This is a genomic window from Streptomyces sp. NPDC006314 (assembly GCF_040613075.1).
GTDB lineage: Bacteria > Actinomycetota > Actinomycetes > Streptomycetales > Streptomycetaceae > Streptomyces.
The window spans coordinates 272,825-297,802 of record NZ_JBEXRL010000006.1; the positions used below are offsets into that span (position 1 = coordinate 272,825).

At 71.0% G+C, this 24,978-nt stretch carries 19 protein-coding genes and 5 pseudogenes; 16 read left to right on the top strand and 8 right to left on the bottom strand.

Features of this window, described 5'->3' with window-relative positions:
* The first annotated feature begins 2 nt into the window (after window positions 1–2).
* The 7 genes from ABZ079_RS13775 to ABZ079_RS13805 all read left to right on the top strand — a co-directional run bounded on the left by ABZ079_RS13775 (window position 3) and on the right by ABZ079_RS13805 (window position 6,752).
* Complete coding sequence (locus tag ABZ079_RS13775) at window positions 3–872, top strand: ABC transporter ATP-binding protein (protein WP_356939621.1); 870 nt, start codon at window positions 3–5, stop codon at window positions 870–872.
* Complete coding sequence (locus tag ABZ079_RS13780) at window positions 869–1,831, top strand: ABC transporter permease (RefSeq protein WP_356939622.1); 963 nt, start codon at window positions 869–871, stop codon at window positions 1,829–1,831. Before ABZ079_RS13775 ends, ABZ079_RS13780 begins: the two co-directional genes overlap by 4 nt.
* 79 nt (window positions 1,832–1,910) lie before the next feature.
* Complete coding sequence (locus ABZ079_RS13785) at window positions 1,911–3,266, top strand: LLM class flavin-dependent oxidoreductase (RefSeq protein WP_356939623.1); 1,356 nt, start codon at window positions 1,911–1,913, stop codon at window positions 3,264–3,266.
* On the top strand, window positions 3,263–4,885 hold the full coding sequence (locus tag ABZ079_RS13790) for an FAD-binding protein (protein ID WP_356939624.1): 1,623 nt from the start codon (window positions 3,263–3,265) through the stop codon (window positions 4,883–4,885). The genes ABZ079_RS13785 and ABZ079_RS13790 overlap by 4 nt, the downstream gene beginning before the upstream one ends.
* A complete protein-coding gene (locus tag ABZ079_RS13795) occupies window positions 4,882–5,247 on the top strand; it encodes a ferredoxin family protein (RefSeq protein WP_356939625.1) in 366 nt (121 codons plus the stop codon). The genes ABZ079_RS13790 and ABZ079_RS13795 overlap by 4 nt, the downstream gene beginning before the upstream one ends.
* Before the next feature lie 56 nt (window positions 5,248–5,303).
* Complete coding sequence (locus ABZ079_RS13800) at window positions 5,304–6,203, top strand: TauD/TfdA family dioxygenase (protein ID WP_356939626.1); 900 nt, start codon at window positions 5,304–5,306, stop codon at window positions 6,201–6,203.
* A 90-nt stretch (window positions 6,204–6,293) separates the two neighbouring features.
* Window positions 6,294–6,752, top strand: coding sequence for an Rrf2 family transcriptional regulator (locus ABZ079_RS13805; protein ID WP_356939627.1), 459 nt, complete (start codon window positions 6,294–6,296; stop codon window positions 6,750–6,752).
* 44 nt (window positions 6,753–6,796) lie between these two features.
* On the opposite strand, the gene ABZ079_RS13810 is transcribed toward ABZ079_RS13805, so the two are convergent.
* From ABZ079_RS13810 to ABZ079_RS13820, 3 genes are all read right to left on the bottom strand, one after another.
* The gene (locus ABZ079_RS13810) at window positions 6,797–7,309 is read right to left on the bottom strand and encodes a GNAT family N-acetyltransferase (protein ID WP_356939628.1); all 513 of its coding nucleotides are present in this window, start codon (window positions 7,307–7,309) and stop codon (window positions 6,797–6,799) included.
* A 505-nt stretch (window positions 7,310–7,814) separates the two neighbouring features.
* Complete coding sequence (locus ABZ079_RS13815; RefSeq protein WP_356939629.1) at window positions 7,815–10,109, bottom strand: LuxR C-terminal-related transcriptional regulator; 2,295 nt, start codon at window positions 10,107–10,109, stop codon at window positions 7,815–7,817.
* 327 nt (window positions 10,110–10,436) lie between these two features.
* Window positions 10,437–11,240, bottom strand: coding sequence for an intradiol ring-cleavage dioxygenase (locus tag ABZ079_RS13820; protein WP_356939630.1), 804 nt, complete (start codon window positions 11,238–11,240; stop codon window positions 10,437–10,439).
* Window positions 11,241–11,948: 708 nt separating this feature from the next.
* Between ABZ079_RS13820 and ABZ079_RS13825 the strand changes: the two genes are divergently transcribed.
* Window positions 11,949–14,606, top strand: a complete 2,658-nt coding sequence (locus tag ABZ079_RS13825; RefSeq protein ID WP_356939631.1) for a SpoIIE family protein phosphatase — start codon at window positions 11,949–11,951, stop codon at window positions 14,604–14,606.
* 122 nt (window positions 14,607–14,728) lie between these two features.
* Window positions 14,729–15,874 carry an extracellular solute-binding protein gene (locus ABZ079_RS13830; RefSeq protein ID WP_356939632.1) on the top strand — a complete coding sequence of 382 codons (1,146 nt, stop codon included), beginning with the start codon at window positions 14,729–14,731 and terminating at the stop codon, window positions 15,872–15,874.
* Window positions 15,875–16,280: 406 nt separating this feature from the next.
* On the opposite strand, the gene ABZ079_RS13835 is transcribed toward ABZ079_RS13830, so the two are convergent.
* Entirely contained in the window at window positions 16,281–16,757 is a 477-nt protein-coding gene (locus ABZ079_RS13835; protein ID WP_356939633.1) for a hemerythrin domain-containing protein, read from the bottom strand.
* 47 nt (window positions 16,758–16,804) lie between these two features.
* Window positions 16,805–17,236 (bottom strand): annotated as a pseudogene (locus ABZ079_RS13840) (hypothetical protein); the annotation flags it as partial.
* Here ABZ079_RS13840 and narI point away from each other — a divergent pair.
* From narI to ABZ079_RS13860, 4 genes and pseudogenes are all read left to right on the top strand, one after another.
* Window positions 17,235–17,813 (top strand): annotated as a pseudogene (gene narI / locus ABZ079_RS13845) (respiratory nitrate reductase subunit gamma); the annotation flags it as partial. The pseudogenes ABZ079_RS13840 and narI overlap by 2 nt on opposite strands.
* The gene (locus ABZ079_RS13850) at window positions 17,810–18,445 is read left to right on the top strand and encodes a vitamin K epoxide reductase family protein (protein ID WP_356939634.1); all 636 of its coding nucleotides are present in this window, start codon (window positions 17,810–17,812) and stop codon (window positions 18,443–18,445) included. The pseudogene narI and the gene ABZ079_RS13850, both read left to right, overlap by 4 nt.
* A 68-nt stretch (window positions 18,446–18,513) precedes the next feature.
* A pseudogene (locus ABZ079_RS13855) lies at window positions 18,514–18,771 on the top strand (DUF6457 domain-containing protein); the annotation flags it as partial.
* Between the two features lie 707 nt (window positions 18,772–19,478).
* A complete protein-coding gene (locus tag ABZ079_RS13860; protein WP_356939635.1) occupies window positions 19,479–20,060 on the top strand; it encodes a hypothetical protein in 582 nt (193 codons plus the stop codon).
* A 219-nt stretch (window positions 20,061–20,279) separates the two neighbouring features.
* Here the strand turns inward: ABZ079_RS13860 and ABZ079_RS13865 are convergent.
* A pseudogene (locus ABZ079_RS13865) lies at window positions 20,280–20,743 on the bottom strand (hypothetical protein); the annotation flags it as partial.
* A 62-nt stretch (window positions 20,744–20,805) separates the two neighbouring features.
* Between ABZ079_RS13865 and ABZ079_RS13870 the strand changes: the two are divergent.
* Window positions 20,806–21,441: a universal stress protein gene (locus tag ABZ079_RS13870; protein WP_356939636.1), complete on the top strand. Its 636-nt coding sequence runs from the start codon at window positions 20,806–20,808 to the stop codon at window positions 21,439–21,441.
* Window positions 21,442–21,635: 194 nt separating this feature from the next.
* On the opposite strand, the gene ABZ079_RS13875 is transcribed toward ABZ079_RS13870, so the two are convergent.
* Window positions 21,636–22,271, bottom strand: a complete 636-nt coding sequence (locus tag ABZ079_RS13875) for a hypothetical protein (RefSeq protein ID WP_356939637.1) — start codon at window positions 22,269–22,271, stop codon at window positions 21,636–21,638.
* 345 nt (window positions 22,272–22,616) lie between these two features.
* Here ABZ079_RS13875 and ABZ079_RS13880 point away from each other — a divergent pair.
* Both ABZ079_RS13880 and ABZ079_RS13885 read left to right on the top strand, forming a co-directional pair.
* A pseudogene (locus tag ABZ079_RS13880) lies at window positions 22,617–23,285 on the top strand (bifunctional acetaldehyde-CoA/alcohol dehydrogenase); the annotation flags it as partial.
* Between the two features lie 6 nt (window positions 23,286–23,291).
* The gene (locus ABZ079_RS13885; protein ID WP_356939757.1) at window positions 23,292–24,170 is read left to right on the top strand and encodes a globin domain-containing protein; all 879 of its coding nucleotides are present in this window, start codon (window positions 23,292–23,294) and stop codon (window positions 24,168–24,170) included.
* 109 nt (window positions 24,171–24,279) lie between these two features.
* Here the strand turns inward: ABZ079_RS13885 and ABZ079_RS13890 are convergent, their stop codons facing one another.
* Complete coding sequence (locus ABZ079_RS13890) at window positions 24,280–24,672, bottom strand: STAS domain-containing protein (protein ID WP_356939758.1); 393 nt, start codon at window positions 24,670–24,672, stop codon at window positions 24,280–24,282.
* Window positions 24,673–24,978: the final 306 nt, after the last annotated feature.

Sequence of the window (24,978 nt, forward strand, 5' to 3'; positions counted from 1 at the left end):
CCATGCCCGCAACCATCACACCCAAGCTGGTGCTCGAGCAGGTGCGAAAGGACTTCACCGTCAAGGACCGGACGCGGAAGGGCCGAGCAGCCGGCACCGACCGTGCAGGGACTCGGCCGGGCACCCGGTTCACCGCCCTCGACACCATCGATCTGGAGATAGCGGCCGGCGAGTTCGTCGTCCTGGTCGGCCCCAGCGGCTGCGGAAAGTCGACGCTGCTCGACCTCCTCGGCGGCCTCGCGCAGCCCACCGGCGGGCGGATCCTGTTGGACGGCAAACCCGTGACCGGCCCGGGTCTGGACCGCGGCATCGTCTTCCAGCAGTACGCGCTGCTGCCGTGGCGCACCGCGCAGGGCAACGTCGAGTTCGGCCTGGAAGCCACCGGCGTACCACGACGCCAACGGGTTGCGGCGGCAAGGGAATTCCTTGAGTTGGTCGGTCTGTCCGGGTTCGAGGACCGCCATCCGCATGAGCTGTCGGGCGGAATGCGGCAGCGGGTGGCTATCGCCCGCAGTCTCGCCTACGACCCCGATGTGCTCCTGATGGACGAGCCGTTCGCCGCCCTGGACGCCCAGACCAGGGAGTCGCTCCAGGACGAACTGCTGCGCATCTGGCAGCGCACCGGCAAGACCGTCGTGTTCATCACCCATGGCATCGACGAGGCCGTCTACCTGGGACAGCGCGTAGCCGTCATGACGTCGAGGCCGGGCCGCATCAAGCGGATCGTGCCGATCGTCTTCGACTCCCGTACGGCGACCGACGACCTGCGCTCCAGTCCCGAGTTCGCGCGCTACCGGCACGAGATCTGGTCACTGCTGCACGACGAAGTCGCCAAGGCCCAGCAGTTGGAGAAGGAGGAGGCTTCCGTATGAGCCCCACAACCAGCACGGCAACCGGCACGGTAACCGGCAAGACCACAACGCCGGGCTCCGCGAGCGCCGCCGAGCCTGCCGTGGCCCCTTCCCCCGCTGCGCCGGCGCCGTCCGTGTCACTCAAGGCATCGCCGTCGGACAACCGCCGCGGTCCCGCCACGGCGGCCCTTGCCCGCCGGGCGGTGCGCCGACTGCCGTTCCTCGTGGCGACGGGGGCGACCAAGTCCGCGTCGATCGTGGCTCTGCTGCTGCTGTGGGAGGCCGCACCGCGGCTCGGCCTGGTCGACCGGACCTTCCTGCCGCCGTTCAGTGAGGTCGCCCGCGCCTGGTGGGGGCTGGCAGCCGACGGGCAGCTCGCCGACAACGCACGCGCCAGCCTGGTGCGCTCGTTCAGTGGATTCGGTATCGCGGTGGTCGTCGCCGTGCCGCTCGGTCTGGTGATCGGCTGGTACCGGCCGGTGGCCGACCTCCTCGGCCCGTTGCTGGAGGTCTTCCGCAACACCGCGGCGCTGGCCCTGCTGCCGGTGTTCGTCCTGCTGTTGGGCATCGGCGAGACCTCGAAGATCTCCATCGTGGTGTACGCGTGCACCTGGCCGATCCTGCTCAACACCATCAGCGCGGTCCGCAACGTCGACCCGACCCTGCTGAAGCTGGCGAAGTCGATGGATCTGTCCGCGCCCCGGCTGTTCCAGAAGGTCATCCTGCCGTCGTCGGTACCGGTGATCTTCACCGGCATCCGGCTGGCCGGAGCGGCGGCCATTCTGGTGCTGGTCGCCGCCGAGATGATCGGAGCGAAGGCGGGCCTCGGCTATCTGGTCAACGCCTCGCAGTACAACTTCGCGATCCCGCAGATGTACGCGGGCATCATCACGATCTCCGCCATCGGCGTGGTCTTCAACCAGGTGCTGGTGGCCGTGGAGCGGCGGCTCAGTTCCTGGCGCGTCCCCGCAGGCGGCTGACCCGGTCCGCCGGACGCCTCACCGTCACCGCGGTCGCTGCCCCCCGATCGCCTCACCGCCTTCCGACCCGAGGAACCCCATGACCACGACCGGACCGCGTCAGCTGCACCTCAACGCCTTCTTGATGAACGCCGGCCACCACGAGGCCGCCTGGCGGCACCCCCGTACCCAACCCGAACGCGTCACCGACCTGCGCTACTTCCAGCAGCTCGCGCAGACCGCCGAACGCGGCCTGCTCGACTCGGTCTTCCTCGCCGACGGCCTCGCCCTGTGGGGCAAGGTCCGGCACAACGCGCTCGGTGGCTTCGAACCGCTCACCCTGCTGTCCGCCCTGGCCGCGGTCACCGAGCACGTCGGCCTGATCGCCACCGTCTCGACCACCTTCAACGAGCCCTTCCACACCGCCCGCAAGTTCGCCTCCCTGGACCACATCAGCGGCGGCCGGGCCGGCTGGAACATCGTCACCTCCGGCACCGTGAACGAGGCCCGCAACTTCGGGCAGGACGAGCACCTGGAACACCGGCTGCGCTACGAGCGGGCGCGGGAGTTCGTCGACGTCGCCACCAAGCTCTGGGACAGCTGGGAGGACGACGCGATCCTGCTCGACCGGGAGCGCGGCGTCTACGCCGATACCGACAAGGTGCGCCAGATCAACCACCGCGGGGAGTACTTCGGGGTGCAGGGCCCCCTGAACGTACCGCGCACCCCGCAGGGTCACCCGCTGCTGGTGCAGGCAGGCTCGTCGGAGGACGGCAGGGAATTCGCCGCCCAGTACGCAGAAGCCGTCTTCACCGCCCAGCAGACCCTCGCCGACGGCCAGTCCTTCTACAAGGACCTCAAGTCCCGGCTGCCCCGCTACGGCCGCACCGACGACCAGCTGCTCGTCCTTCCCGGCATCGCCCCCGTCATCGGCTCCACCGAGTCCGAGGCCCGCGCCCTGGAACAAGAACTGACAGAACTGCAGGTCCCCGAGTACGGGCTCGCACAGCTGTCCGGGATGCTCGGCACCGACCTGACCGGGCTGCCCCTGGACGGCCCGCTGCCCGACCTGCCCGAGGAACGGGACATCAACGGCAACAAGAGCCGCTTCACGCTCGTCGCCGAACTCGCCCGCCGCGACGGCCTCACCCTGCGCGAGCTCATCGCCCACCTCGGCGCCGGACGCGGCCACCGCGTCTTCGCCGGCACACCGGAACAGGTGGCCGACCAGCTCGAGGAATGGTTCACCCAGGGCGCCGCCGACGGCTTCAACATCATGCCGCCCCATCTGCCGGGCGGCCTGGAGGACTTCGTCGACCACGTCGTGCCGATCCTGCAACGACGCGGCCTGTTCCGCACCGAGTACACCGGCCGCACCCTGCGCGAGCACTACGGCCTGGCCCGCCCCGCCAACCGGCTGGCCACCACAGCCGCAGGAGAAGGGCTGCCGGTATGAGCGGGCTGGATCTCACCACCGACGTCCTGGTGGTCGGGGGCGGGCCCGCGGCCAGCTGGGCCGCGCTCAAGGCGGCGCAGGACGGGGCGGACGTGGTCCTCGCCGACAAGGGCTACTGCGGCACCAGCGGCGCCACCGCCTCCGCCGGCACCGGCGTCTGGTACGTCCCCCCGGAGCCCGCCGCGCGGGAAGCGGCCATGGCGAGCAGGGAGGCACTGGGCGGATACCTGGCCGACCGGCGCTGGATGACCCGGGTGCTGGACCAGACGTACGCCGGAATCAACGAACTCGCGGCGGCCGGGCGTTACCCCTTCCCTGCCGGACCCGACGGCAAGCGGCTCAAAAACGGGCTGCAGGGACCGGAGTACATGCGCCGGATGCGGATCCGCGTCCAGCGTGCCGGGGCACGCATCCTCGACCACAGCCCGGTCACCGAACTGCTCAGCGATCCCTTCGGCGCGGTCGCCGGGGCCAGGGGGTACCAGCGTCAGGCCGGCCGGCCGTACCGGGTGCGCGCCGGGGCCGTCGTACTGGCCACCGGCGGCTGCGCCTTCCTCAGCGGCGCGCTCGGCTGCAACGTCAACACCGGCGACGGTGCACTGTTCGCCGCCGAAGTGGGGGCCGAGCTGTCCGGGATGGAGTTCTCCAACGCGTACGGCATCGCACCCGAGGGGACCTCCGTCACCAAGACCGCGTTCTACTCCTTCGCCACCTTCTACCACGAGGACGGCACGCTCCTGGAGGGTGCGGCCGGCCAGGGCGGCCGCTCCGTGATCGCACGTGCGCTGCTCAGCGAGAAGGTGTACTGCCGCCTCGACCGGGCGGACACGACTGCACGGCAGGCGATGCGGCTGGCCCAGCCGAACTTCTTCCTCACCTTCGACCGGCTCGGCATCGACCCCTTCACCCAGCGCTTCGCCGTCACGCTCCTCGCCGAGGGCACCGTGCGCGGCACCGGTGGCATCCGCATCACCGGCGACGACTGCTCCACCACCGTCCCCGGCCTGTACGCGGCCGGGGACGCGGCGACCCGTGAGCTGATCTGCGGCGGCTTCACCGGAGGCGGCAGCCACAACGCCGCCTGGGCCATCTCCTCCGGCACCTGGGCGGGGCAGGGCGCGGCCCGGCACGCCCGCGCGCTCGGCACCCGATCCGCTACGAGGCACCTGGTGGCAGCGGGCGGAGCAGGGCTGCGGCCCACCGGAACACCAGGTCGGGCGGACGGCTTCCGGGAGGTCGTCACCGCCGTCCAGCGTGAAGTGCTGCCCTACGACAAGAACTATCTGCGTCACGGCGACCGCCTCACCGCCTCGCTGCATGTGCTCGACAGCCTGTGGGAGGAGTCGCGTGGGTCCCTGCATGCACCGGGCGTGGAGACCGTACGTGCCAGGCAGGCGGCGGCCATGACCGCGCACGCCCGCTGGATGTACGCCTCGGCGCTGGCACGTACCGAGACCCGCGGCATGGCCAAGCGGCTCGACTTCCCGGCGCAGGACCCCGGGCAGCACCACCGCATCGTCACAGGTGGCCTCGACCGGGTGTGGATCCGCACCGAGCCCGTGACCACCGCGCTAACCACCCCCACCGCGTCGGCGGAACCGCTGGAGGTGGCTTCGTGATCGAGCTGGTCTCGGCGGAACGCTGCATCACCTGTGACAAGTGCATCAGGGTCTGCCCGACCAATGTCTTCGACCGGGGTGAGGACGGCATCCCCGTGCTCGCCCGCCGTGACGACTGCCAGACCTGCTTCCAGTGCGAGGCGAACTGCCCGGCCGACGCCTTGTACGTCGCGCCCCTGACCCGCCCGCTGCCCGATGACCCCACCTGGGACGAGGAGCACCTTGACCGTACCGGCCTGCTCGGTAGCTACCGCCGGCACATCGGCTGGGGAGAAGGCCGCACGCCCGGCTCCCTCAGGGCCGTGGGCCCTCCTCTCGACCCCCTGGGGCCCAAGGGAATTTCCCTGCCCATCACCTCCTGATCACCTCGCGACCGGTCGCCTCCCGGCCGGTCACCTCCTGGAAGGACACCCGCCACATGACTACGAGTACCGGCTTCGACATCCGCAGGATCGGCGGCCGTATCGGCGCCGAGATCCTCGGCGTGGATCTCTCCACCGACCTCGACCCCGCCGTCGTCAGCGAGATCAACTCCGCGCTCCTGGAGCACAAGGCGCTGGTCTTCCGCGGCCAGCAGCTCGACGACGCCGGCCAGCTCCGCTTCGCCTCCCTCTTCGGCGAGCTCACCACCGCGCACCCCACGGTCCCCTCGGTGGAAGGACAGCCCCGGATCCTGCCCGTCGACGGTGACGAGGGCATCCGGGCCAACCACTGGCACACGGACGTCACCTTCGTCCGGACTCCCCCGAAGGCGTCCACGCTGCGCGGCATCGTGGTCCCGCCCTACGGTGGCAACACCCTGATCGCCAACGCGGCCGCCGCCTACCGCGACCTGCCCGAACCGCTGCGCGAGCTGGCGGACAAGCTGTGGGCGGTGCACACCAACGACTACGACTACGCCGCCCCCAGGTCCGAGAAGGCGGCCGAGCACCGCAGGCGGTTCGTCTCACGGAAGTACCGCACCGCCCACCCGGTCGTCCGGGTCCACCCGGAGACCGGGGAGCGCGGACTGTTCATCGGCGGCTTCGCCCAGAGCATCGTGGGGCTCGGCCCCTCCGACTCCCGCGACCTGCTGCGCATCTTCCAGTCGTACGTCACCCGCCCCGAGAACATCGTGCGCGTGGCCTGGTCGCCCGGTGACCTGGTCCTGTTCGACAACCGCATCACCCAGCACTACGCCCCCGACGACTACGGCGACCTCCCGCGCCTGCTGCACCGGGTGACCGTCGCGGGCGACGTCCCCGCCGGTGTGGACGGCGCCCTCAGCCACGTCATCGAGGGCGACGACGCTTCCCACTACACCCCCGCCGCGGCCTGATTCCACCGGCCGCCGGGCGGGGAGACCTACCCCCGCCCGGCGGCCCGCTCGCAGCGGATACCGGCCGCAGCCATACGGGATAATGAGCGCATGCGGATCTCAGCCAGGGCGGACTACGCGGTACGTGCCGCGCTGCAACTCGCCGCGTCACGGGATGACGGGCCACTGAAGGCCGAGGCCATCGCCGCCGCCCAGGACATCCCGCACAAATTCCTCGAAAGCATCCTGAACGACATGCGCCGGGGAGGTCTCGTGCTCAGCCAACGCGGCGGCAACGGCGGCTACCGCCTGGCCAGGCCCGCCGAGTCCGTCAGCATCGCCGACGTCATCCGCGTCGTGGACGGACCGCTGGTCTCGGTGCGCGGCGTCCGCCCCCCGGAGCTGTCCTACACCGGCCCGGCCGAGTCGCTGCTCCCCTTGTGGATCGCGCTGCGGTCCAACGTGCGCGAGATCCTCGACGGCGTGTCGCTCGCCGACGTCGCATCCGCCCAACTCCCCGCAGACGTGTCCGCACTGGCTGAGGTCCCGGGCGCCTGGATCAACCCCTGACCCTCCTGCCGGCGTTGGGAAAGGCGGCCACCAGACCGAACTGCTCAGAGTGTGCCCGGGTCGCCGAGGAGGCCCGAAGGAATGCGAAACTCGAATTCGGGACGGTCCCACGGCACGGCGGGCGGGTTCGCGAGGGCGGTCCCGATCCGCACTGCACCGGCGCGGTGGTAGAAGCCCTCGGCGGGAAGATGCGACACGACCTTGACACGGTCGAGCCCGGCGGCACGGGCCTCGGACTGCATGTGCGCCACGAGCAGTCGTCCGATACCCCGTCCCTGCGCTTCGTCAGCGACGAACAGCAGGTCGAGCTCCGGTGGAGCGAGGACGAGCGAGTAGAACCCGAGGACCCGGCCTCCATGCTCGTCGGCGCCGACGGCTACGAAGGCGCGGTGGGCCTCGATGTAATCAGGACCCACCCGGTAGCCCGCGACTGCGGCTGCGTACTTACCCTCGTAGGCGCCTGAGCCACGCACGAGCCGCGTGAGCCGTTTGGCATCCCGCGCGACGGCCCTCCGTACAGTGATCGGCTGGTTGATCGGGAAAGTGCGTGAACTCATCAGGAGAGTATGTCGCACCGGAGAGTGCTTCGTGCGGCGGGTCCGCTGGTCGGGCAGGCGTTCCTGCACCGCTCCCTGGTACCGCTCGCCCCGGCCCCGGTCGACCACGTCACTGCCGCCGAATGGGTCGCCCGCCGGCAGGAACTGGACGCGGGCACTGGTGGTTGTAGGCGTGCACCCAGCCGTCGATCGCTTCCTGGGTCGGGGCCAGCGACTCGAACGGCGCCACGTGATCGAGGAACTCCTCGCGCCGGCATCGACGACCACCCCCGCTTCGTCGTGATCGCCTCCGTCGTGGCCGTGCCCAGGTTGTCCGTCAGGACCTCGAAGGGCACTCCGTAGCGGCGCATCGCGGCGGTGAAGGCCGAGCACACCGCGCGGGCGCGACCATCTTGCTCTCCCGGCCGTCGGCGAGCGGAACCCCGCCGACCAGCCGAACGTGTCACCATGTCCGGAGCACGATTGGTCCGGTCCTCCATGTCCGAGCTTCTCCTGTTCCAGGTGCTCACCGCCGGGCTGTGCACCCACCCTCGGTCCGTGCGGCTGCCCACAGTGCGATCTGCGTGCGAGAGCGCAGGCCCAGCTTGTCGCGGATCTTGTCCAGGTGCGTGGCGACCGTGTGGATCGAAAGGCCGAGCCGGTCCGCGATCTGCCGGTTGGTCAGCCCTTCGGCGACGAGTTCGGCCACCGTGGACTCCCTTACGGTGAGCCGGAGCCGCTCGTCGGTGGCGCGGACATCGCGTCTCGATCGGTCCTCGCCGCTCCCTGTGCCGAGCGCGTACGCGACCAGCCGCTCTCCGCGCAGTCCACGGGCACCGGCGACGGCAGCCTCCTGCGCCGCAGCCGACAGCCGCGTCCGGGCACGCGCCGCCGCCTGTTCCATCCTGTGCCGCCAGGGAGCCTCGGGCTCGGTGTCCAGGCGGCGCCGCGCCTGCACGCTCGCCTCGTACAGCCTCAGCGCACGCTGCATGTCGCCGCTCTCCGCGGCCACGAGGGCCAGGCCCTCCACGGGGTACAGGGCATGGAAACTGGCCCCTGGAGCGATCCGCAGCACCTCGGCGAACAAGGTCTCCGCGCTGCGCAGGCGCCCCAAGGCCAGCCGTACGGCTCCCGCGGTGTGCAGCGCGGCCGCGGTCCGAGGCCACGGCGCTTGTCGCCTCAGCACGGGCAGACACCGTGTCATCAGTTCGTCGGCCTCCAGCTCCCCGCCGGACTGAAGCAGCGCCCAGGCCAGGTGATGGGTGCACCAGGCAATGTCCTGCGGGATGCCGGGGGAAGCGACGACCTCCAGGCACTCCCTCAGATCCGCGACGGCCTCGGCGAACTCACCGCGGCACAGGCGCGCGGCCGCCCGGGCGTCCAGGGCGTTGGCCAGTCCGGCGGCGTCACCGCGCATCCGTTCGCTCCGCACCGCCTGCTCACCCAGGCGAAGCGCCTCGTCCAGATCGGCCTGCTGGCAGGCCACGCGTGCGGCGAGCGCCGGCACCTGCCCACCCAGCGCCCGGCCCCCGGCTCCCCGCAGCAGTCCGGTGAGCAGCGCACGGGCGGCCGACGGCTGCTCCTGCTGGTAGTGCACACGTGCGAGCTCCAGTGTCAGCCGCGCCAGTACGGCATCACCGTGGCCGGCGCCGCAGGCCAGTATCGAGACGAGATTGTCCCGTTCCACCGCGAGCGGGCTGCCGGCCTGGTCGGCGAACACCTCCCCGCGGCCCCGCCCGGCCAGGTCGGTCAGCCACGCGAGCGCCCGGCGCAGGGTGGCGTGTAGCTCGCCGGATGCACGCAGACGGTCCAGGGCGCAGGCACGGATGGCACTCAACTGCCTGAAGCGTGTGGGCGCCGTCTCTCCCGGCAGACGTACGACGAGCGACTTCGCTTCCAGGGCGCACAGGATGCGGAATACTTGTCGTCGGCCTATGCCGTCACCGGCGCAGACTGATTGCGCGGCGGCCGCGTCGAACCCGCCGACCAGGACCGAAAGGCGCCGGAAGACCGCCTGCTCGGCCGGATCCAGCAGCCGATGGCTCCAGTCGACAGCTGCGGCGAACCCGCTGTGGCGTGCGGGTCCGGTTCTGCTTCCCCCGGTCAGAAGGTCCAACTGGCAGAACTGGTCGTCCAGCCCCGCCAGGATGTCGCTCAGCGCGAGCGCACCGACGTGTCGGGCCGCGAGTTCGACCGCGAGCGCCAGGCCGTCCAGGCGCCGGCAGATCTCGGCCACCAGATGGCCGTTGCCGCGATGGAGCGTGAACCCCGGAGAGTTGCTCGCGGCGCGTTCGACGAAGAGCCGTACGGCATCGGACTGCATGAGGGCCGTCGCATCCTCTCCGGCGTCGGCCGGCGGCAGGGACAGCTCACCGAGCCGGAACACGGTCTCTCCGGGCACCCTCAGGGCCTCCCGGCTGGTGGCCAGGATCCGCAGACGGGGGCAGCGGCCCAGCAAGGTCGCCGCCAGCCGGGCGCACGGCTCGGCCAGATGCTCGCAGTTGTCCAGAATCAGCAGCCGGGAGGCGTCACCGATCGCCCGGACCAGCACGTCGACGCCGGTCCGGCCCGCTCGTTCGCCCACCCCCAGCGCGGCGGCCAGGGACTGCGTCGCCAGCGCGCCGTCCTGGAGTGAGGCGAGTTCCACGAGGTCGACTCGTGCGAAGCGCCTCGGTAATCCCTTGGCGAACTCCAGCGCCAGCCGGGTCTTGCCCACACCGCCCGCACCGGTCAGCGTGAGGAGGCGCGAGCTCCTCAGCAGGGTACGCAGGCCCGACAGCTCGCGCTGCCGGCCGACGAAGGAGTCGAGCGCCGACGGCATCACGCTCCCACCGGCCGTCGAGACCGCAGGCGTGACACCAGAAGCCGCCCGTCGCCGCAGCGCCCGCTGCCGGCAGGCGCTGGAGCAGTATCGAGCCGGCCGACCTCCGTGCGGTCTCACGATCAGCGTCGCACCGCACACATCACACGTTCGGCTCCGGCTCATCCCCGACTCCTGGCCGTACCGCCCCGGAACGAAACCACGCCTTCAGCCATGTGTCTCTACGAAGTCTGCGCCGGTCGGCTCCGGCAGGAGCGGTGCGGCCGCAGTAGCGCGTGCGATGGCCGACACCGTGGCAGGGCCGGCCACTGCAGGCATCCAGGTGCGTCAGGGGGTGGCGGCGGGGTCGATGCCGAGGACGACGGTTCCGGTGACTCCCTTGCCGAGGTCGCCGCCTGCCTGGGTCAGGGTCAGCAGGGTCGAGGACCCACCGTTGCGGTAGATGCCGTCCCGCGCGTTGAGCGTACGGGTGGCCGTGTTGCGCCGGTACGGGGACAGGGCGGCGATCCTGGTGTTGTACGTCTCCGGGAAGTAGAGCTGGCCCGTATGGGACACGTGGCCGCCGTGGTACGTCCCGTTCGAGACGGTGCCTCCCACATGCGTCTTGAGGTGGATGTGGAGAGCCCGGCCGACGTACCAGCCGGGGTAGATGGTGGTGAACTCCGCGACACCGGCGGAGTCGGTCAGCTGCACGCCGCGCAGGAAGGTGGTGTCCGGGGTGGAACCGCCGGCAACATAACCGGAGTAGATCCCGAGGGCGTCGCAGTGCCAGATGTCGACGGCCGTCTGGGGCAGCGGGGCGCAGGTCGCTGCGTCGACCACCGTCACGCGGAGGGTCAGCGGAACACCCGCCTTCCCCTCTGTGATGTCCTTGCGGACCGTCTCCAGGTCCAGGTAGTACGGTCCCTCGGTCTGCTCGGGCGTGAGGACGCACGCTGCAGCCGGCCGGGCCGCGGCCTGGTGCTCGGTGTCGGCAGTCGCCTGCGTGGCGGCGAGACCCAGCGCGGCCACGCCGAGGGTGGCGCCGCCCAAGGCGGCTATGACGGACCTGCGGGTGGCACCTCCGGGAACGTCCGACGGCTGGAGGTCGCGCTGCGGTTCCGCGGTGTTGTGGCGGGGGATGTCAGTCATGGCGTGAGCATGACGCCTGTGACGGCTCACGGGATCGCACGGACGACCCACGAGGCAACCGCGTTACGAAACCCTCCATGGGGGCCGCGTGCGTGCCGTACACGGTCGCCGCGCCCATGACGATCCGGAGCAGCGGGACGAGGGCCTGACGTCGTGTCGAGCCCTACGCGGGCGGCGACGCCCCAACACGGCCGCACTGTGATCTCCGCCGGCGGTCACCGTCAGCGTGCCGGCCATCGGGATGGCGGAATCTCCCGTTTTGTCTGCTCCTTACCTGCTTCACGCAGGTCAGGGGGGCGTCCGGAACCTACAACCATGCGCATCTTCGGTCAGCTTCCCAGGTCTTTCAGGACTCATGCTGAACCATTGCCGACCTTCCCGATGCCGCGTCGGGCCACTGCGGGCCCCCGGATCCCGCGCCCCCACGCATCGCGCCACACCTTCACTCCGCTGCGGGGCGCCCGGATCGCTTCTGCTCGAGGACCGTCGCTCCCCGCTGCCGACGGCCCACAGAGGTTGGAAAATGGAGTGGTGAGCGACCTCCTTGGACATTTCCGGCGACGGCTGCTCGGCTGGACCACGAGCTCTACCTCTCCCCCACGGCCTCCTAGCTCAGGAGACCACCAAGAGCATCAGGAGCACGCCCAGCCCACCGGGGGAAGGGCGCGGCGGCCGCAGCGTCTGTTCTCCCTGCTGAGCGTGCGCAGCATGGCCGGTGAGGTGTTCCTCCTGCAGCTGGCCGTCGTGGTGCTTCTCGTCGCCGCCGCGGTGGTGGCGCTCGTGGTGCAGGCCCGGAGCGCCGCCATGCTGGACGCCCGGTACCGTACGCTCGCCGCCGCCGGAACGTTCGCGGAATCTCCCGGAATCGTCGCGGCCCTGCACAGCCCCCGTCCGAGCGCGGTGCTACAGCCGAGCGCCGAAGCGGCCCGGAAGATCGCCGGGGTCGACGGCATCAACGTGTACACGCTCGACGGGGTCACTCTCACCCACAGCGACCCACGACAGATCGGGAAGCACGTCGTCGGCCCCTTCTCCAAGGCGGCGGCCGGCAAGTCCTTCACCGAGACGTTCGAAGGGTCCCTGGGCCAGTCCGTGGTCTCGGTGGTCCCCGTCAAGGACACCGACGGCTCCGTCATCGCCGTCGTCACCTCCCCGGTCACGGTCCAGAACGTCCAGGGCATGGTGAACCGGCAGCTGCCGGTCGTCCTGGGCAGCGCCGCCGCGGTGCTCGCCGTGTCCGCGGGCGGGACGGCTCTGGTCAGCCGTCGGCTGCTGCGCCGGACCCATGGCCTGGGGCCGGCCGAGATGACGAGGATGTACGAGCATCACGACGCGGTGCTGCACGCGGTGCGAGAGGGCGTACTGATCGTCGGCGGTGGCGGACGGCTGCTGCTGGCCAATGACGAGGCACGGCGATTGCTGGATCTGCCGGTGGACGCGGAAGGGCTCAACGTCACGGACCTGGGTCTGGAGGAGGGGATCGCCGATCCGATCGCGTCGGGCCGCTCCGCGACCGACGAGCTGCACATGGCAGCCGATCGGCTGCTGGCGGTGAACATCCGGCCCACCGCCCCCTACGGGCAGGCCGGGACCGTCGTCACGCTGCGGGACACCACCGAGCTGCGGGCACTCTCCGGCAGGGCCGAGGTGGCCCGCGAGCGGCTGAAGTTGCTCTATGACGCGGGGGTGCGGGTCGGAACGACGCTGAACGTGGAGCGCACCGCGGAGGAACTGGCGGAGGTGGCGGTCCCGCGCCTCGCCGACGTGGTCACGGTCGACCTGCTGGACCCGGTGCTGCGCGGCGAGGAGCCGGCCGAAGGGAGCACCGAGACGCGCCGCACCGCCGTCGTGGGCCTTCAGGGCGACCACCCGCTCTCCCCCGTCGGCGAGCTGATCCGGTTCGCTCCCACCGGTCCCATGGCCGCCGGGCTGGCCGGCGGCCATGCGGTCCTGGAGGCGGACCTGCGCGCCACTCACCGATGGCAGGCCCAGGACCAGGCCAACGCCCGGCAGATCCTGGACCGCGGCCTCCACTCCTTGATCGTCGTACCCCTGCGGGCCCGGGGCGTGGTGCTGGGGATGGCCGGCTACTGGCGGGGGCAGGACTCCCCGCCGTTCGACGAGGAGGATGTGTCCTTCGCCGAGGAGCTGACCACCCGGGCGGCGCTGTCCGTCGACAACGCCCGCCGCTACACCCGCGAGCACACCATGGCCGTCACCCTGCAGCGCAGCCTGCTGCCCCGGGGCGTACCGGAGCAGTCGGCCGTCGAGGTCGCGCACCGCTATCTGGCTGCCCAGGCCGGGGTGGGCGGCGACTGGTTCGATGTCATCCCGCTGCCCGGCGCCCGAGTGGCCCTGGTGGTCGGCGACGTCGTCGGCCACGGTCTCCACGCCGCCGCCACCATGGGCCGCCTACGCACCGCCGTGTACAACTTCTCCACCCTCGACCTGCCCCCGGACGAACTCCTGAGCCACCTGGACGAGCTGGTCGCCCACATCGACACCGACGAGCAGGAGTGGCAGGGGATCACGGGAGCCACCTGCCTGTGCGCCATCTACGATCCCGTCTCGGGGCAGGTGACCGCCGCCAGCGCCGGGCATCCGGGCCCCGCCCTCGTCCGCCCGGACGGTACCGTGTCCTTCCCCGAGGTGCCGGTCTCCCCGCCGCTGGGCCTGGGTGCGGGTCTGCCCATGGAGACCATGACGGCCACCCTGCCCGAAGGCTCCCGGCTGGCACTCTTCACCGACGGGTTGATCGAGAGCCGCGACCGCGATCCGGACGCGGGCCTGGCAGCGCTGCGCGCCGCCCTGGCCGGGCCCGCCCGCACCCCGGAGGAAACCTGCACCGCGGTGATCGACGCGATGCTGCCCATCAGGCCCAGCGACGACGTCGCGCTGCTGGTGGCCCGCACCTGCCGACTGGACCCCGAGCGGATCGCCGAGTGGGACGTGCCCCTCGACCCCGCGGCGGTGTCTCCGATGCGCAACGCCTGCGCCCGCCGACTGGCGGACTGGGGCCTGGAGGACATCGCCTTCACCACGGAACTCGTCCTCAGCGAGCTGCTGACCAACGCCATCCGCTACGGCACCGAGCCCATCCGGGTGAGGCTGCTGTACGACCGCAGCCTGGTCTGCGAGGTCTCCGACGGGTCCAGCACCTCCCCGCACCTGCGCCGGGCCGAGGCCACCGACGAGGGTGGCCGCGGCCTGTTCCTCGTCGCGCAGTTCGCCGAGCGCTGGGGCACCCGCTACACCGCCCGCGGCAAGATCATCTGGAGCGAGCAGGCCCTTCACGACGGGGCCGCACCGTCCGCGACGGATCTCGGGGAGGCGCTGCTGGCCGGGTGGGACGACGAAGGACTCTGAGCACGCGCCGGTACGGCAGCCGCAGGGAAGACGGCGGACACCACCGTCTGGGACTGCGCTGCCGAGGTCGCCGAACGTACGCTGGCCTCGATAAGTACGCGACCGCCCGTTATGGAGCCTTTGTGGCCTCACCCGGTCTCCGGACAGCCTCCGTCGCCGCCTGCCTGGCCCTCGCGGCGGCGTTCCTCGGCGCCTGCGGAGACAAGCCCACCGCCGCGCCCAGAGCACCCGCAGTGGCCACCTCCGCCGCGGACGCCGGCGGCATGGCAGCACTGACCGCGGCGGCGAAGAAGGAGGGCTCGCTCAACACGATGGCGCTCCCGAGCGACTGGGCCAACTACGGCGCACTGATCGACGGCTTCGAGAAGAAGTACGGGATCAAGGTCATGGTGGAGAACCCGGAAGGTACCAGCCAGGACGAGATCAACGCCCTGAAGGAGCACAGGGGCGGAGGCCACGCCCCCGATGTGATCGACGTGGGCGACTCGTTCGCCCAGGCCGCCGCACGGCAGGGCCTGCTCGCTCCGTACAAGGTCGCCGCGTACGACCAGATCCCCGAGTCGCAGAAGGACCCGCGGGCCCGCTGGTACAACAACTACGGCGGTTACATCTCGATCGGCTGTGACGCCAAGCGCGTCAAGACCTGCCCCGCCACCTTCGCCCACCTGCGCAAGCCCGAGTACGAAGGCAAGGTCGCGCTCAATGGCAACCCCACCAGGTCCGGCTCCGCCTTCGCCGGGGTGTACGCGGCGGCTCTGGCGAACGGGGGTTCCTTCGACGACATCCAGCCCGGCATCGACTTCTTCGCCGAGCTCAGGAAGAAGGGCAACTTCATCCCGGTCGAGTCCACCCCGGCCACGATCGCGAAGGGCCAGACCCCGATCAGCATCGACTGGGACTTCCTCAACCTCGGATACGCCGACGAATTCCGCGAGAAGGGCGCGGACGTCGACTGGCGGACCGCCATCCCCTTCGACGGCAGCTTCGCCCAGTTTTACGCGAACGGGGTGAACAAAGACGCCCCGCACCCCGCGGCGGCACGTCTGTGGCAGGAGTATGTCTTCAGCCCGGAGGGCCAGAATATCCGGCTCGGCGCCTATGCGCGGCCCGTCCTCATCGACGCCATGGAGAAGGACGGCACCCTCGACAAGGCCGCCGCGGAGAAACTGCCGACGGTCGAGGGCACGCCGACGTTTCCGACGGAGGCGCAGAGGGAGAAGGCGAGAGAAACCGTCAACCGCGGCTGGGCCGAGGCCGTCTCGGGCTGAGGACCAGGGCGGTCGCGGCCAGGCGGACGCCAGCCCGTCCGGACCTCACACCGGCGGCCACGGCACTCGCGGCGCTGTCCGGCCCGTCTGCACGCCAGGTCCACCGTTGACGATCAGATCGAGGACCTCGGCGAGACGGTCCCTGACCGCCTCACGGTGCTGAAGTGCGTCCGGTGGCGTTCGAATCGTGATCGGCCACAGCTGCACACGACTCTACGAGCGCTGTCCCCTCGAAGGTCAACAGCCACACCACGACCCACACGTGGCTTGGTACGGATGCCTGCGTGCCGGAGCAACTCCCCAGGCTCCGCTCGGCGGGTCTGCACGCCCTGTACCCCCGCTCGGGTGGAGCGGGGGTACAGGGCGTGCCTGGTGTGGCGCCCGGCCGGGGCTGGAGTGCGATCGGTCAGGCGGTCGGCCGGGACAGGGCACCGCCCGCCCTCCGGCGCTCGGCCTCGACCGCTTCCCAGTCCTCGGTACTGAGGTTGGCGAGGGCGGCCGGGAAGACGCCGTCCTGTTCCTTGAGGATGTGATCGCGCAGCATGGCCATCGCTGCCAGCAGCCGCCCCGGCCAGGCCGGATCCGACGGCGTGACGTCGCCGGCGGCCTCCCCCAGGACGGCCTCGACGTGGCGATGCTCGGTCTTCAGGGCGGCGATCTGCTCGGGGAAGTCCCGGGCCATCGCGGGGAACAGGCCGTGCTCCTCCACCTGGGTGTGGGGGCCGAGCACGGTCGCGATCTCGCGGGCGACCCGCGCCATCCGGTCCACGTCACCGTCCTGGTGAGCGGGGCGGAGATGGCTGATCAAGCGGACGACCTCGTCGTGCTCCCGCGTCAGCTCGTCGATCGACGCCAGGGACTGGCAGCCGCAGTACTCGCACACCGGTCTTCTCCCTGCCCTTCGTTCCCGTCGGTCCCGTCCGTGTGCCCTTACGCGGTGGTGCCGGCGGTGGTGCCGGCGGTGGTGCCGTGCCCGCGCTGACGACCAGTGCGGGGCTTCCGCCCTCCGCCTTCGGCCGCCGCGCGGACGGCGGTGAGGGTGAAGGTCAGCGCCGCGGCGGCCACGAAGGCGAGCAGGGCGAGGCCGATCGCGTACGACTCGTACGCCCCGTACAGCGAGCCCATGACCAGCGGTGGCAGGAAGCCGCCCAGGCCGCCCGCGGCGCCGACGACGCCGGTGACGGAGCCGACCTGGTTGGCCGGGATCAGCTGGGCCACCAGGGCGAAGGTCGCGCCGCTGCCCGCGCCGAGCGCGGCGGCCATGGCCAGGAAGGCGATGGTGCCCACCGGCGCCAGCGCCGGGGCGAACGACTGGGTCACCGCTCCGGCCACGACCACGGCCAGCGAGCCCGCCAGCACCCTGGGCGCCTTCATGGTGATCGCCGGGCATGTCGTCGGGCTCGCCATTCCCGACTCGTGGACCGAGGCCGTGGGCATCACCGAGCACGCCTACCACACCACTGCCGTCTGGGCGGGCTCGGTGGCCGGCGTCGCCATGGTCGCCGGACTGGGCATGCTGTGTGCCCGTCGGCTGCTGACCCGCCAGATCCGTCTGGGCACGGATCGCAGCGACAAACTCCTGTTCCCGCTGCTGTCCGCCACCGTCCTGCTCGGCATCACCGCCACCGCCGCCCACAACGTCTTCGGCGCGGGCTACGACTACCGCTCCACCGTCTCCGTATGGTTCCGCGGCCTGTTCGTTCTCCAGCCGCAGCCGGAGGCCATCGCCGGAGCCCCGCTGCTGTTCCAGTTGCACGCGCTGAGCGCCTTCCTGCTCTTCGCGGCCTGGCCGTTCACGCGGTTGGTCCATGTGTGGAGCGCCCCGATCGGATACCTGGCGCGGCCGTACCTGGTCTACCGGCGGCGAGCCACACCGGCCGCGGCGCCGACGGCCGCGGGCCGGCCCCGGGCGGCCTCCGGCTCGCGGCGAGCCGCATGAGTCACGGACCCGCGCTCGCGCCGGAGGCCACGGCCACGCTGGAACCGCGCACGGGGGGCGCGAGCCGCCGTACGGGATGGGTGATGTTCCTCACCGGGGCCGTCGGCTGGCTGGTCTCCTTCCAGTTCACCGTCGACAACTGGCGGCTGCTCCGTGACCCCGCCTACCAACCGCCCTGCAACATCAGCCCCGTCGTGAGCTGCGGCAGCGTCATGTCCAGCCCGCAGGGCAGCCTGTTCGGCTTCCCCAACACGCTGCTCGGACTGGGCGCCTTCGCCGCCGTGACCGCCCTGGGCGTCGCCGTGCTCTGCGGGGCACGCCTGCACCGTCGGCTGTGGCTCGCGCTGGACGCCGGCGCCCTGGTGGGGGTGGCGTTCGTGCACTGGCTGATCGGGCAGTCGCTCTACGAGCTCGACAAGCTCTGCCCCTATTGCGCCGTCGTCTGGGTCGTGACCATCGGCCTGTTCTGGTACGTCACTCTGCACTGCCTGGAACGGGGGATCGTCCCTGTGCCCCGGGGTGTGCTGTACGTCGTCCGGGACACACACTGGATGCTCCTCGGCGCCTGGTACGGGGTGATCGTGCTGCTCGTCCTCACGCGCTTCTGGACGTACTGGAGCAGCCTGGTCTGACCGGCCACCGCACTCCGCACACGTCGCTCACCGGTCACACGGACGAGAGAACAACGACCATGGACGAAGTACTGCGGGAATGGACGGCCGCCCTCAAGGCCGACCTGCGCATCGACCTCGACGTCGACCAGGCCCTCCTCCTCGCCCTCGCGGGCGATGCCGCTCACGGCGTCGCCCGGCCCGCCGCACCGCTGACCACCTTCCTCGTCGGATACGCGGCGGCGCAGACAGGCGGTGGCCCCGACGCGGTGACCGCCGCAGCCCGCCGCGCCGGAGAACTCGCCGCCCGGTGGGCCACCGGGGCTCCCGGCCCAGGGACCGCGTGACCGGCCCTCTTCCACCTGCCTCTCCGCGCCGTGATCGAGGGAACGTTCGAGGGCGTAGCGCCGAACTCCTGGTGAGGGGCGAGGCGTATCACGACCGGCTGGATCGGGTTGTCGTACGGCCTGCACCGAGACGACTGCGGGTGCGAGCCGGAGTCCGTCGACCCCGGCGGCAGCGTCAAGGACCACATCGCCCCGGCGAACGGCCGGCGCGGGTCGTTGCCTGCGGCCAGCGACGGACGGACGGCGATCTCCTCCCCGTCCTCCAGGAGATGAGGAAGCGCCAGCACAATCCCGGCCGCGTGGATGAGGTCGTTCAGCCGGCCGAGGCTCTCACGCACGGTCAGGGCCGCCACCATGAGTTCGGGACTGATGCCCCTGGCGGCGGCCGTGTCACCGACCTCCCGCGCGGGCCTTCCCGCCAGGTCCCGCTCCAGTGAGGCGATGGCCGCGGTCAACGGCTCCGCGTCCAGGAAGCCCGCCAACAGCGCCACGGCGTCACTCAGTTGAGGAGCATCCGCGCCATCCGGTTCGACTGTCATGAACGGCATTGTGCCCGGCGGCGCTTCGGCAGCCCAGCCCCGGCCGGCTTCGGCAAGCGGGCCGATCGGCCCTCACAAGACGACCCCGTTGGTCTCTGACGCCATCGATCGCCGATCCGTCACCGTAGGTGTGATGTCCAGATCCGTCGTGCCCGGAGGGATGCGCGCATGCTGAAACGGGATGGCAGGGTGTTGCTCTGGCGTTGGCGGCGCAACCCGCTCAAGCGGCGCTCCGACGTCGCCGAAGCCTGGATCGGCCTGGCAGCGGTGGCGCTGCTGCTCCCCCTGGTGGCCGCGGTGGGCGTGGTGATGGCCGGCGTGGGCGAGCGTTCCGCCCTCGACCAGGGGCAGGGCCTGCACCGCACTGCCGCACGCCTCGTCAAGGACGCCCCCGCGACGCCGTCACGGTTCTCCGGGCAGGCAGACGACCGCGTGATGGCGACGGTGCGGTGGACGATGTCCGATGGCGCACCCAAGATGGGTGAGGCCCCGGTGGCAGCGGGCGGCAAGGCGGGCTCGTCCACGACGGTGTGGCTCGACGACGCGGACCGCCTTCGTCCCGCCCCGCTCACCCCCGCCCAGGCCAGGTCCCAGGGAACCCTCCTCGGCGCGGCGGCCGGAGCGGGTGTGTGCGTGCTGGTCGTGGGCGGCTGGTGGGTCTGCCGGGTACGGCTGGATGTGCGTCGCAGGGCGCGGTGGGACCGGGCCTGGGCGGAGTTCAACGCCGAGCAAGGCCACCGGCACGCGTAAGACGCCCAGGCTACCGGCGCACGTGGTGGACGCCGCCGGGCATCCTCACCGGGACGCTGAGTCCACGCCTGGATCCCATTCGAAATGGTCACCGGACGCGAGCTCGTGTCTCGCCGGCCGGGCGTGTGCCGCCGGGGCGGCACGGTCGGTCGGATGGAGCGGCACGCACGTCGGAGGCCGTCTGCTCGGTGCGGGGTGAGGTGTGGCGTGCGCGGCCGTGCGTGGCGTGCGGCCGCCGTCGGGGCCGTATCCGATCCGGATCAACAGCTGTGGGCAGCACGGTTGCCTCGATCCGCCCATCGCCGTCCGCAGATCCTTCCACTCCATCGCCTGGTGCAGCATCGAGGTGCGTACCCCGTGCACCGTCGCCGTGAGCAGTACGCGCTGCAGGGCCTGGCCCGCCCGCAACCAGTCCTCGCGCCGGTCTCCTGGGTCCACAACAGCCCTGCCTGGGCGTGGCGTTCGAAGCGCAGGGCGGGCAGGTGCGGAGCGGGCGTCCGGCCGGCGAAATCCCTCATCGGTATCCGCCCGGACGCGTCCGGGGCCCCCAGGGCGGTCACGGGGATACCGTAGGGTGTGTCCCTTCCCGGGGCGGTGAGCCAGGTGCGCGTCTCGGTCGTGCGATCCGGATGGGATGCGTTGCGGGCCTCGGCCGCCTGGGTCAGCTGCAGCAGACGCCGGGTATCCACTGCACAAGCGCCACCCGAGCCTGGAGATCACCTCGCAGCAGGTCCCGCAGCCGCCCGTGACGGCGCTGGTGTCGGCGTCCGCGGACGCCGACCCGCTGGTCATCGGATCGCGAGGCCTCGGTGGCACCATGGGCTTCCTGGTCGGTTCCGTCGGGCTCGCCCTGGTCGCGCACACCGACCGCCCCGTCGTCCTCGTACGCTCCGGTGCAAGCGCCGAGGACGAGCACCAGAGGGACGCGGACGGCCGGCCGTCGAGCACGACGCCGTATCGGGACGTCGTGCTGGGGCTGGACCATGAGCACCCCGACGACGCGGTCATCTCGTTCGCGTTCGAGGCTGCGCCCCGTCGTTCGGCAAGGCTGCGCGTGGTGCACGGGTGGAACCAGCCGCCCTGCTTCGCCTACGGGCTCCCCTCGGACCCGCTGTTGAACGCCGAACTCGCCCGCGAGGAGGCAAGCGCCGTCGAGGCGGCCCTGGCGCCGTGGCGCGAGAAGTTCCCCGGAGTGGAGGTCGTCGAGCAGACCCCGGTCGGCAGCGCCGGTGACCATCTGGTGGATGCCGCCCGCGATGCGTCGCTGGTCGTCGTCGGCCGCCGCATCCGGCGCACCCCGCTGGGTGCCCACATCGGACCCGTCACGCACGCGGTGCTGCACCACGCCACGGCGCCGGTGGTGGTGATCCCGCACGAGTGACCGAAGGACCGAGCGGTGGCGACGAGTTGGGCCCGTGGGGGCGTTCCTGCCGGAACGCCCCACACTCTACTCGTGTGTCTTCGAGTGTCATGGCGTAGTGGCCTGCCGCAATGGGGGCGCGACCTCTGGGCCGTCCGGCGCCTGCCGCGTCCATGGCCGCCGTTGTTTCCTTCCGGCGGGGTCCTGGTGCAGGATCAGCTCGAGGTGGCGCATTCCGCGACGGCGTGGAATGTGAAAGCCTCTGTTTCCTCGTCTACCTGCTCGAGGGTCACTTGCCATGATTCGCCCGGGCCCCTCTGGTCCTCACGCACGTCGTAGTTGAGGGCAGCCTCCGATGTGGTAACGACGAACCCACCGCCTGTGACGACACTTCCGGCGGGGCACGTCGCGGTGGCTGTCGCCTCGCCGCCCTCCGGAACCGTCACCTCCGGTCCCGCCACCTGGAAGGTGTCGAGTTCACCGTTGGGCGGGGGTGGGGGGGTGGTTCCATCTCCGCCGGTGGCGGTGCCCGACTGGGCGGTGGCTTCGTTCCGGGCGTTGCTGTCCCTCCCGCTACAGGTCTGCTGGGGAGAGGTTGCGGTCGCCGGGCCGCTACCGACGAGCGGAAGCGGGACGTTGACGAGGCCGTTCTGGTACGTCACGTAGTTGACCTCAGAGCGTTGGTCGCACTTGACCGTGTTCTTGTCCCCATCGTCGCCGCCGTGTGAGCCGTGGGCGGAGGCGACACTCACGCCGAACACGCTGATACTTCCGACCATGGCAGCTACCAGAGCAGCCTCGCGAAGCTTACGCACAGCATTCCCTCTTCGTTCGAAGTCGCTACCATCCATTGGATGATATGTACGGCTCAGGATGTTATGCAGTTTTTATCCTTTTTTGAAAGCAACATGCCGTTTAGTCTGAAAAGCAGCCCGGCGCGTTGCTGTGGTCGACGGCCGCTCACCGACGGTTGCCGGACGAGAGGTCAGTACGAGATGACGACGTAGAAGTCGCCGACCGGCTCGCCCGGGCCTTGTCCGCCGGTGGCGCTGGTCAGGACGGTGGCATCGGGTGCGAGCAGGGCCGGCGACGAGCCACGCGACCGAGACGAGCGCTGCGCTGACGGCCTCCTCCGGGCCCGGCGACGGAGCATGTCCTGGGAGAAGCACAGGGGTTGGCGAGGCCGATGACCACTTCACAGCGCTCACAGGCGCTGCCGGGCACCCGCCCCCGTACGCGACCGGCACGCTGCCGGTCTTCCGGTCCACGACCTCGACGAAGGAGGCGCAACCCCCATGGTCAAGGCCGCCTACTCGGCCGGCAAGTACGCCCTGGGCGTCGGCGCCGGCAACGTACCCGCCTACGTCCACAAGAGCGCCGAACTGCGCCGCGCCGTCAACGACCTCGTGCTGTCCAAGTCGTTCGACAACGGCATGATCTGCGCCTCCGAACAGGCCGTCATCCTCGACGAGGAGATCTACGACGCCGCCCTGGCCGAGTTCCGCACCCTGCACGCCCATCTCGCGACCGCCGAGGAGAAGGCGAAGCTGGAAGCGTTCCTGTTCCCCACCGGCCAGGCGAACGCCGGTTGCGAGCCCAAGGTCAGCGCGGCCGCTGTAGGACGGAGCCCGGCATGGATCGCCGAACAGGCCGGCTTCACCGTGCCCGCCGACACCTCCCTGATCCTGGTCGAGGTCGCACGTGTCGGCCCGGACGAGCCGTTGACCCGCGAGAAGCTCTGCCCGGTCCTCACCGTCCAGCGGGCCGGCTCCGCGCAGCAGGGCTTCGCCCTGGCCGCCGACATGGTCGCCTTCCACGGCCAGGGCCACAGCGCCGTCATCCACACCGAGGACAGCGCACTCGCAGTCTTCATGCTGTCCACAGAATCCGCCGCCCTGGTCCGGGCCACCCTGCCCGCCGTGGCCGGAGCACTGGACGAGATCACCACCCGCTTCTACGGCGCGATGTTCCGCGACCGGCCGGAACTGCTCGACGGGATGTTCAACCGCGGCAACCAGGCCAGCGGCGCCCAGCGCCGTGCGCTGGCCGGCTCGATCGCCGGGTTCGCGACCGCCCTGCTGGAGGACCCGGACACCCGCCCGGACGCCCTCCTCGCCCGGATCGCGCACAGGCACACCGCCGTCGGAGTCACCGACGACCAGTACACGATCGTGCACAAGTACCTGTTCGCCGCCATAGCCGAGGTCCTCGGCGACGCGGTCACCCCTCAGGTGGCGGCCGCCTGGGACGAGGTGTGCTGGCTGATGGCCGGCGCCCTGATCGCCCAGGAGGCACGCCTCTACCAGGACGCGGGCCTCGAACCCGGCCAGATCTGGCGGCAGTGGACGGTCATCGAACGCCGCACCGAGACCCCGGACACGGTGTCCCTCCTGCTCCGCCCCGCCGACGGCCAACCCGCACCGCGCGCACGGGCGGGCCAGTACGTCAGCGTGCGCCTGCGCATGCCCCACGCACTGCGCACCGAGACACGTGAACTGGCCGGACAACTCCCGAACGCACGCGCCGTGTTCTGGTACGAGCGGCCCGGCGCGGAGGAACCCCACGCCCGCGGCGGTCTGATGAACCTCGACGGGATCCAACTCCCCGACGGAGCGACGGTTTTCCTGTGCGGACCGCTGCCGTTCATGCGAGACGTACGCGGACAGCTGCTACGCGCGGGGGTTCCGGCACGGCACATCCGCTACGAAGTCTTCGGCCCCGACCTGTGGCTCCCCGGCCCGACGGCCTGAAAGTGGGAGTCGTGCACCGTCGCTTCCGAGGACCCGGCCTTCCTCGCGGCGCCGGAGGAGTTCAGCGGGCGCCCGCCCGGCAAGCATCGGTCTGACACCCTCGGGCGCGTCAGTGACCAGCCGGCCTCGCCCTCTCCTCGGCGGCCGCCTGTGTCCGCAGGTGATCAAGGGCTTGCTCGACGGTGGGGTGGAGAGTGAAGAGCTGGTGGAGCCCCGTGACCTGGAAGACGCGCAGCAGGTCGGGGTTGAGGCCCGCGATGCCGAGGGTCGAACCGGCGGCTTCCGCTCGGTAGTAGGCCCTGATGAGCACCGTGATGCCGGTGGAGTCGCAGTATTCCAGGGCCGACAGGTCGATGATCACGTCCAGGCCGGGGCCGAAAGCGACCTCTGCGACTGCCTCGCTGAAGTCGGGCGCGGTGTGATGGTCCAGTTCCCCGTCGACACGCAGCACGATCGGCCCGCCGGGATCGCACTGCCGGGTGATGGTGAGAATCCGTTCCATCTCGGACACCGTTGCCTCCTGTACGGCAGATACGGACGGGCAGCCACCGAGGGCCGACTGGGCCGAACAGGGAGCTGCGCTCCTGCTCCTCGCCCGCCTTGCCCGCCCTCAGCGGTGCCGCTTCACATGGGCCTGGCCGGAGGCCCGATCAGCTGCCTTATCCTACGGAGCCGTACGGGCCCGCCGAGGTCGACGCCTGGTTTTCGGCGGCGCGCCGGGTCTTGACGACGCGGGCGTGGCCCTGGTGGGGACGTGCGAGGCGAGCGCCTGCGCCCCGTGCGACGGGGAATGCGATCGGGTGGTGGT

Coding starts and splice junctions, on each gene's coding strand:
- ABZ079_RS13775 (WP_356939621.1), top strand. CDS start 3: ATGCCCGCAACCATCACACCCAAGCTGGTGCTCGAGCAGGTGCGAAAG.
- ABZ079_RS13780 (WP_356939622.1), top strand. CDS start 869: ATGAGCCCCACAACCAGCACGGCAACCGGCACGGTAACCGGCAAGACC.
- ABZ079_RS13785 (WP_356939623.1), top strand. CDS start 1,911: ATGACCACGACCGGACCGCGTCAGCTGCACCTCAACGCCTTCTTGATG.
- ABZ079_RS13790 (WP_356939624.1), top strand. CDS start 3,263: ATGAGCGGGCTGGATCTCACCACCGACGTCCTGGTGGTCGGGGGCGGG.
- ABZ079_RS13800 (WP_356939626.1), top strand. CDS start 5,304: ATGACTACGAGTACCGGCTTCGACATCCGCAGGATCGGCGGCCGTATC.
- ABZ079_RS13805 (WP_356939627.1), top strand. CDS start 6,294: ATGCGGATCTCAGCCAGGGCGGACTACGCGGTACGTGCCGCGCTGCAA.
- ABZ079_RS13810 (WP_356939628.1), bottom strand. CDS start 7,309: ATGAGTTCACGCACTTTCCCGATCAACCAGCCGATCACTGTACGGAGG.
- ABZ079_RS13815 (WP_356939629.1), bottom strand. CDS start 10,109: ATGCCGTCGGCGCTCGACTCCTTCGTCGGCCGGCAGCGCGAGCTGTCG.
- ABZ079_RS13820 (WP_356939630.1), bottom strand. CDS start 11,240: ATGACTGACATCCCCCGCCACAACACCGCGGAACCGCAGCGCGACCTC.
- ABZ079_RS13825 (WP_356939631.1), top strand. CDS start 11,949: ATGGCCGGTGAGGTGTTCCTCCTGCAGCTGGCCGTCGTGGTGCTTCTC.
- ABZ079_RS13850 (WP_356939634.1), top strand. CDS start 17,810: ATGAGTCACGGACCCGCGCTCGCGCCGGAGGCCACGGCCACGCTGGAA.
- ABZ079_RS13860 (WP_356939635.1), top strand. CDS start 19,479: ATGCTGAAACGGGATGGCAGGGTGTTGCTCTGGCGTTGGCGGCGCAAC.
- ABZ079_RS13875 (WP_356939637.1), bottom strand. CDS start 22,271: ATGGATGGTAGCGACTTCGAACGAAGAGGGAATGCTGTGCGTAAGCTT.
- ABZ079_RS13885 (WP_356939757.1), top strand. CDS start 23,292: ATGCTGTCCACAGAATCCGCCGCCCTGGTCCGGGCCACCCTGCCCGCC.
- ABZ079_RS13890 (WP_356939758.1), bottom strand. CDS start 24,672: ATGGAACGGATTCTCACCATCACCCGGCAGTGCGATCCCGGCGGGCCG.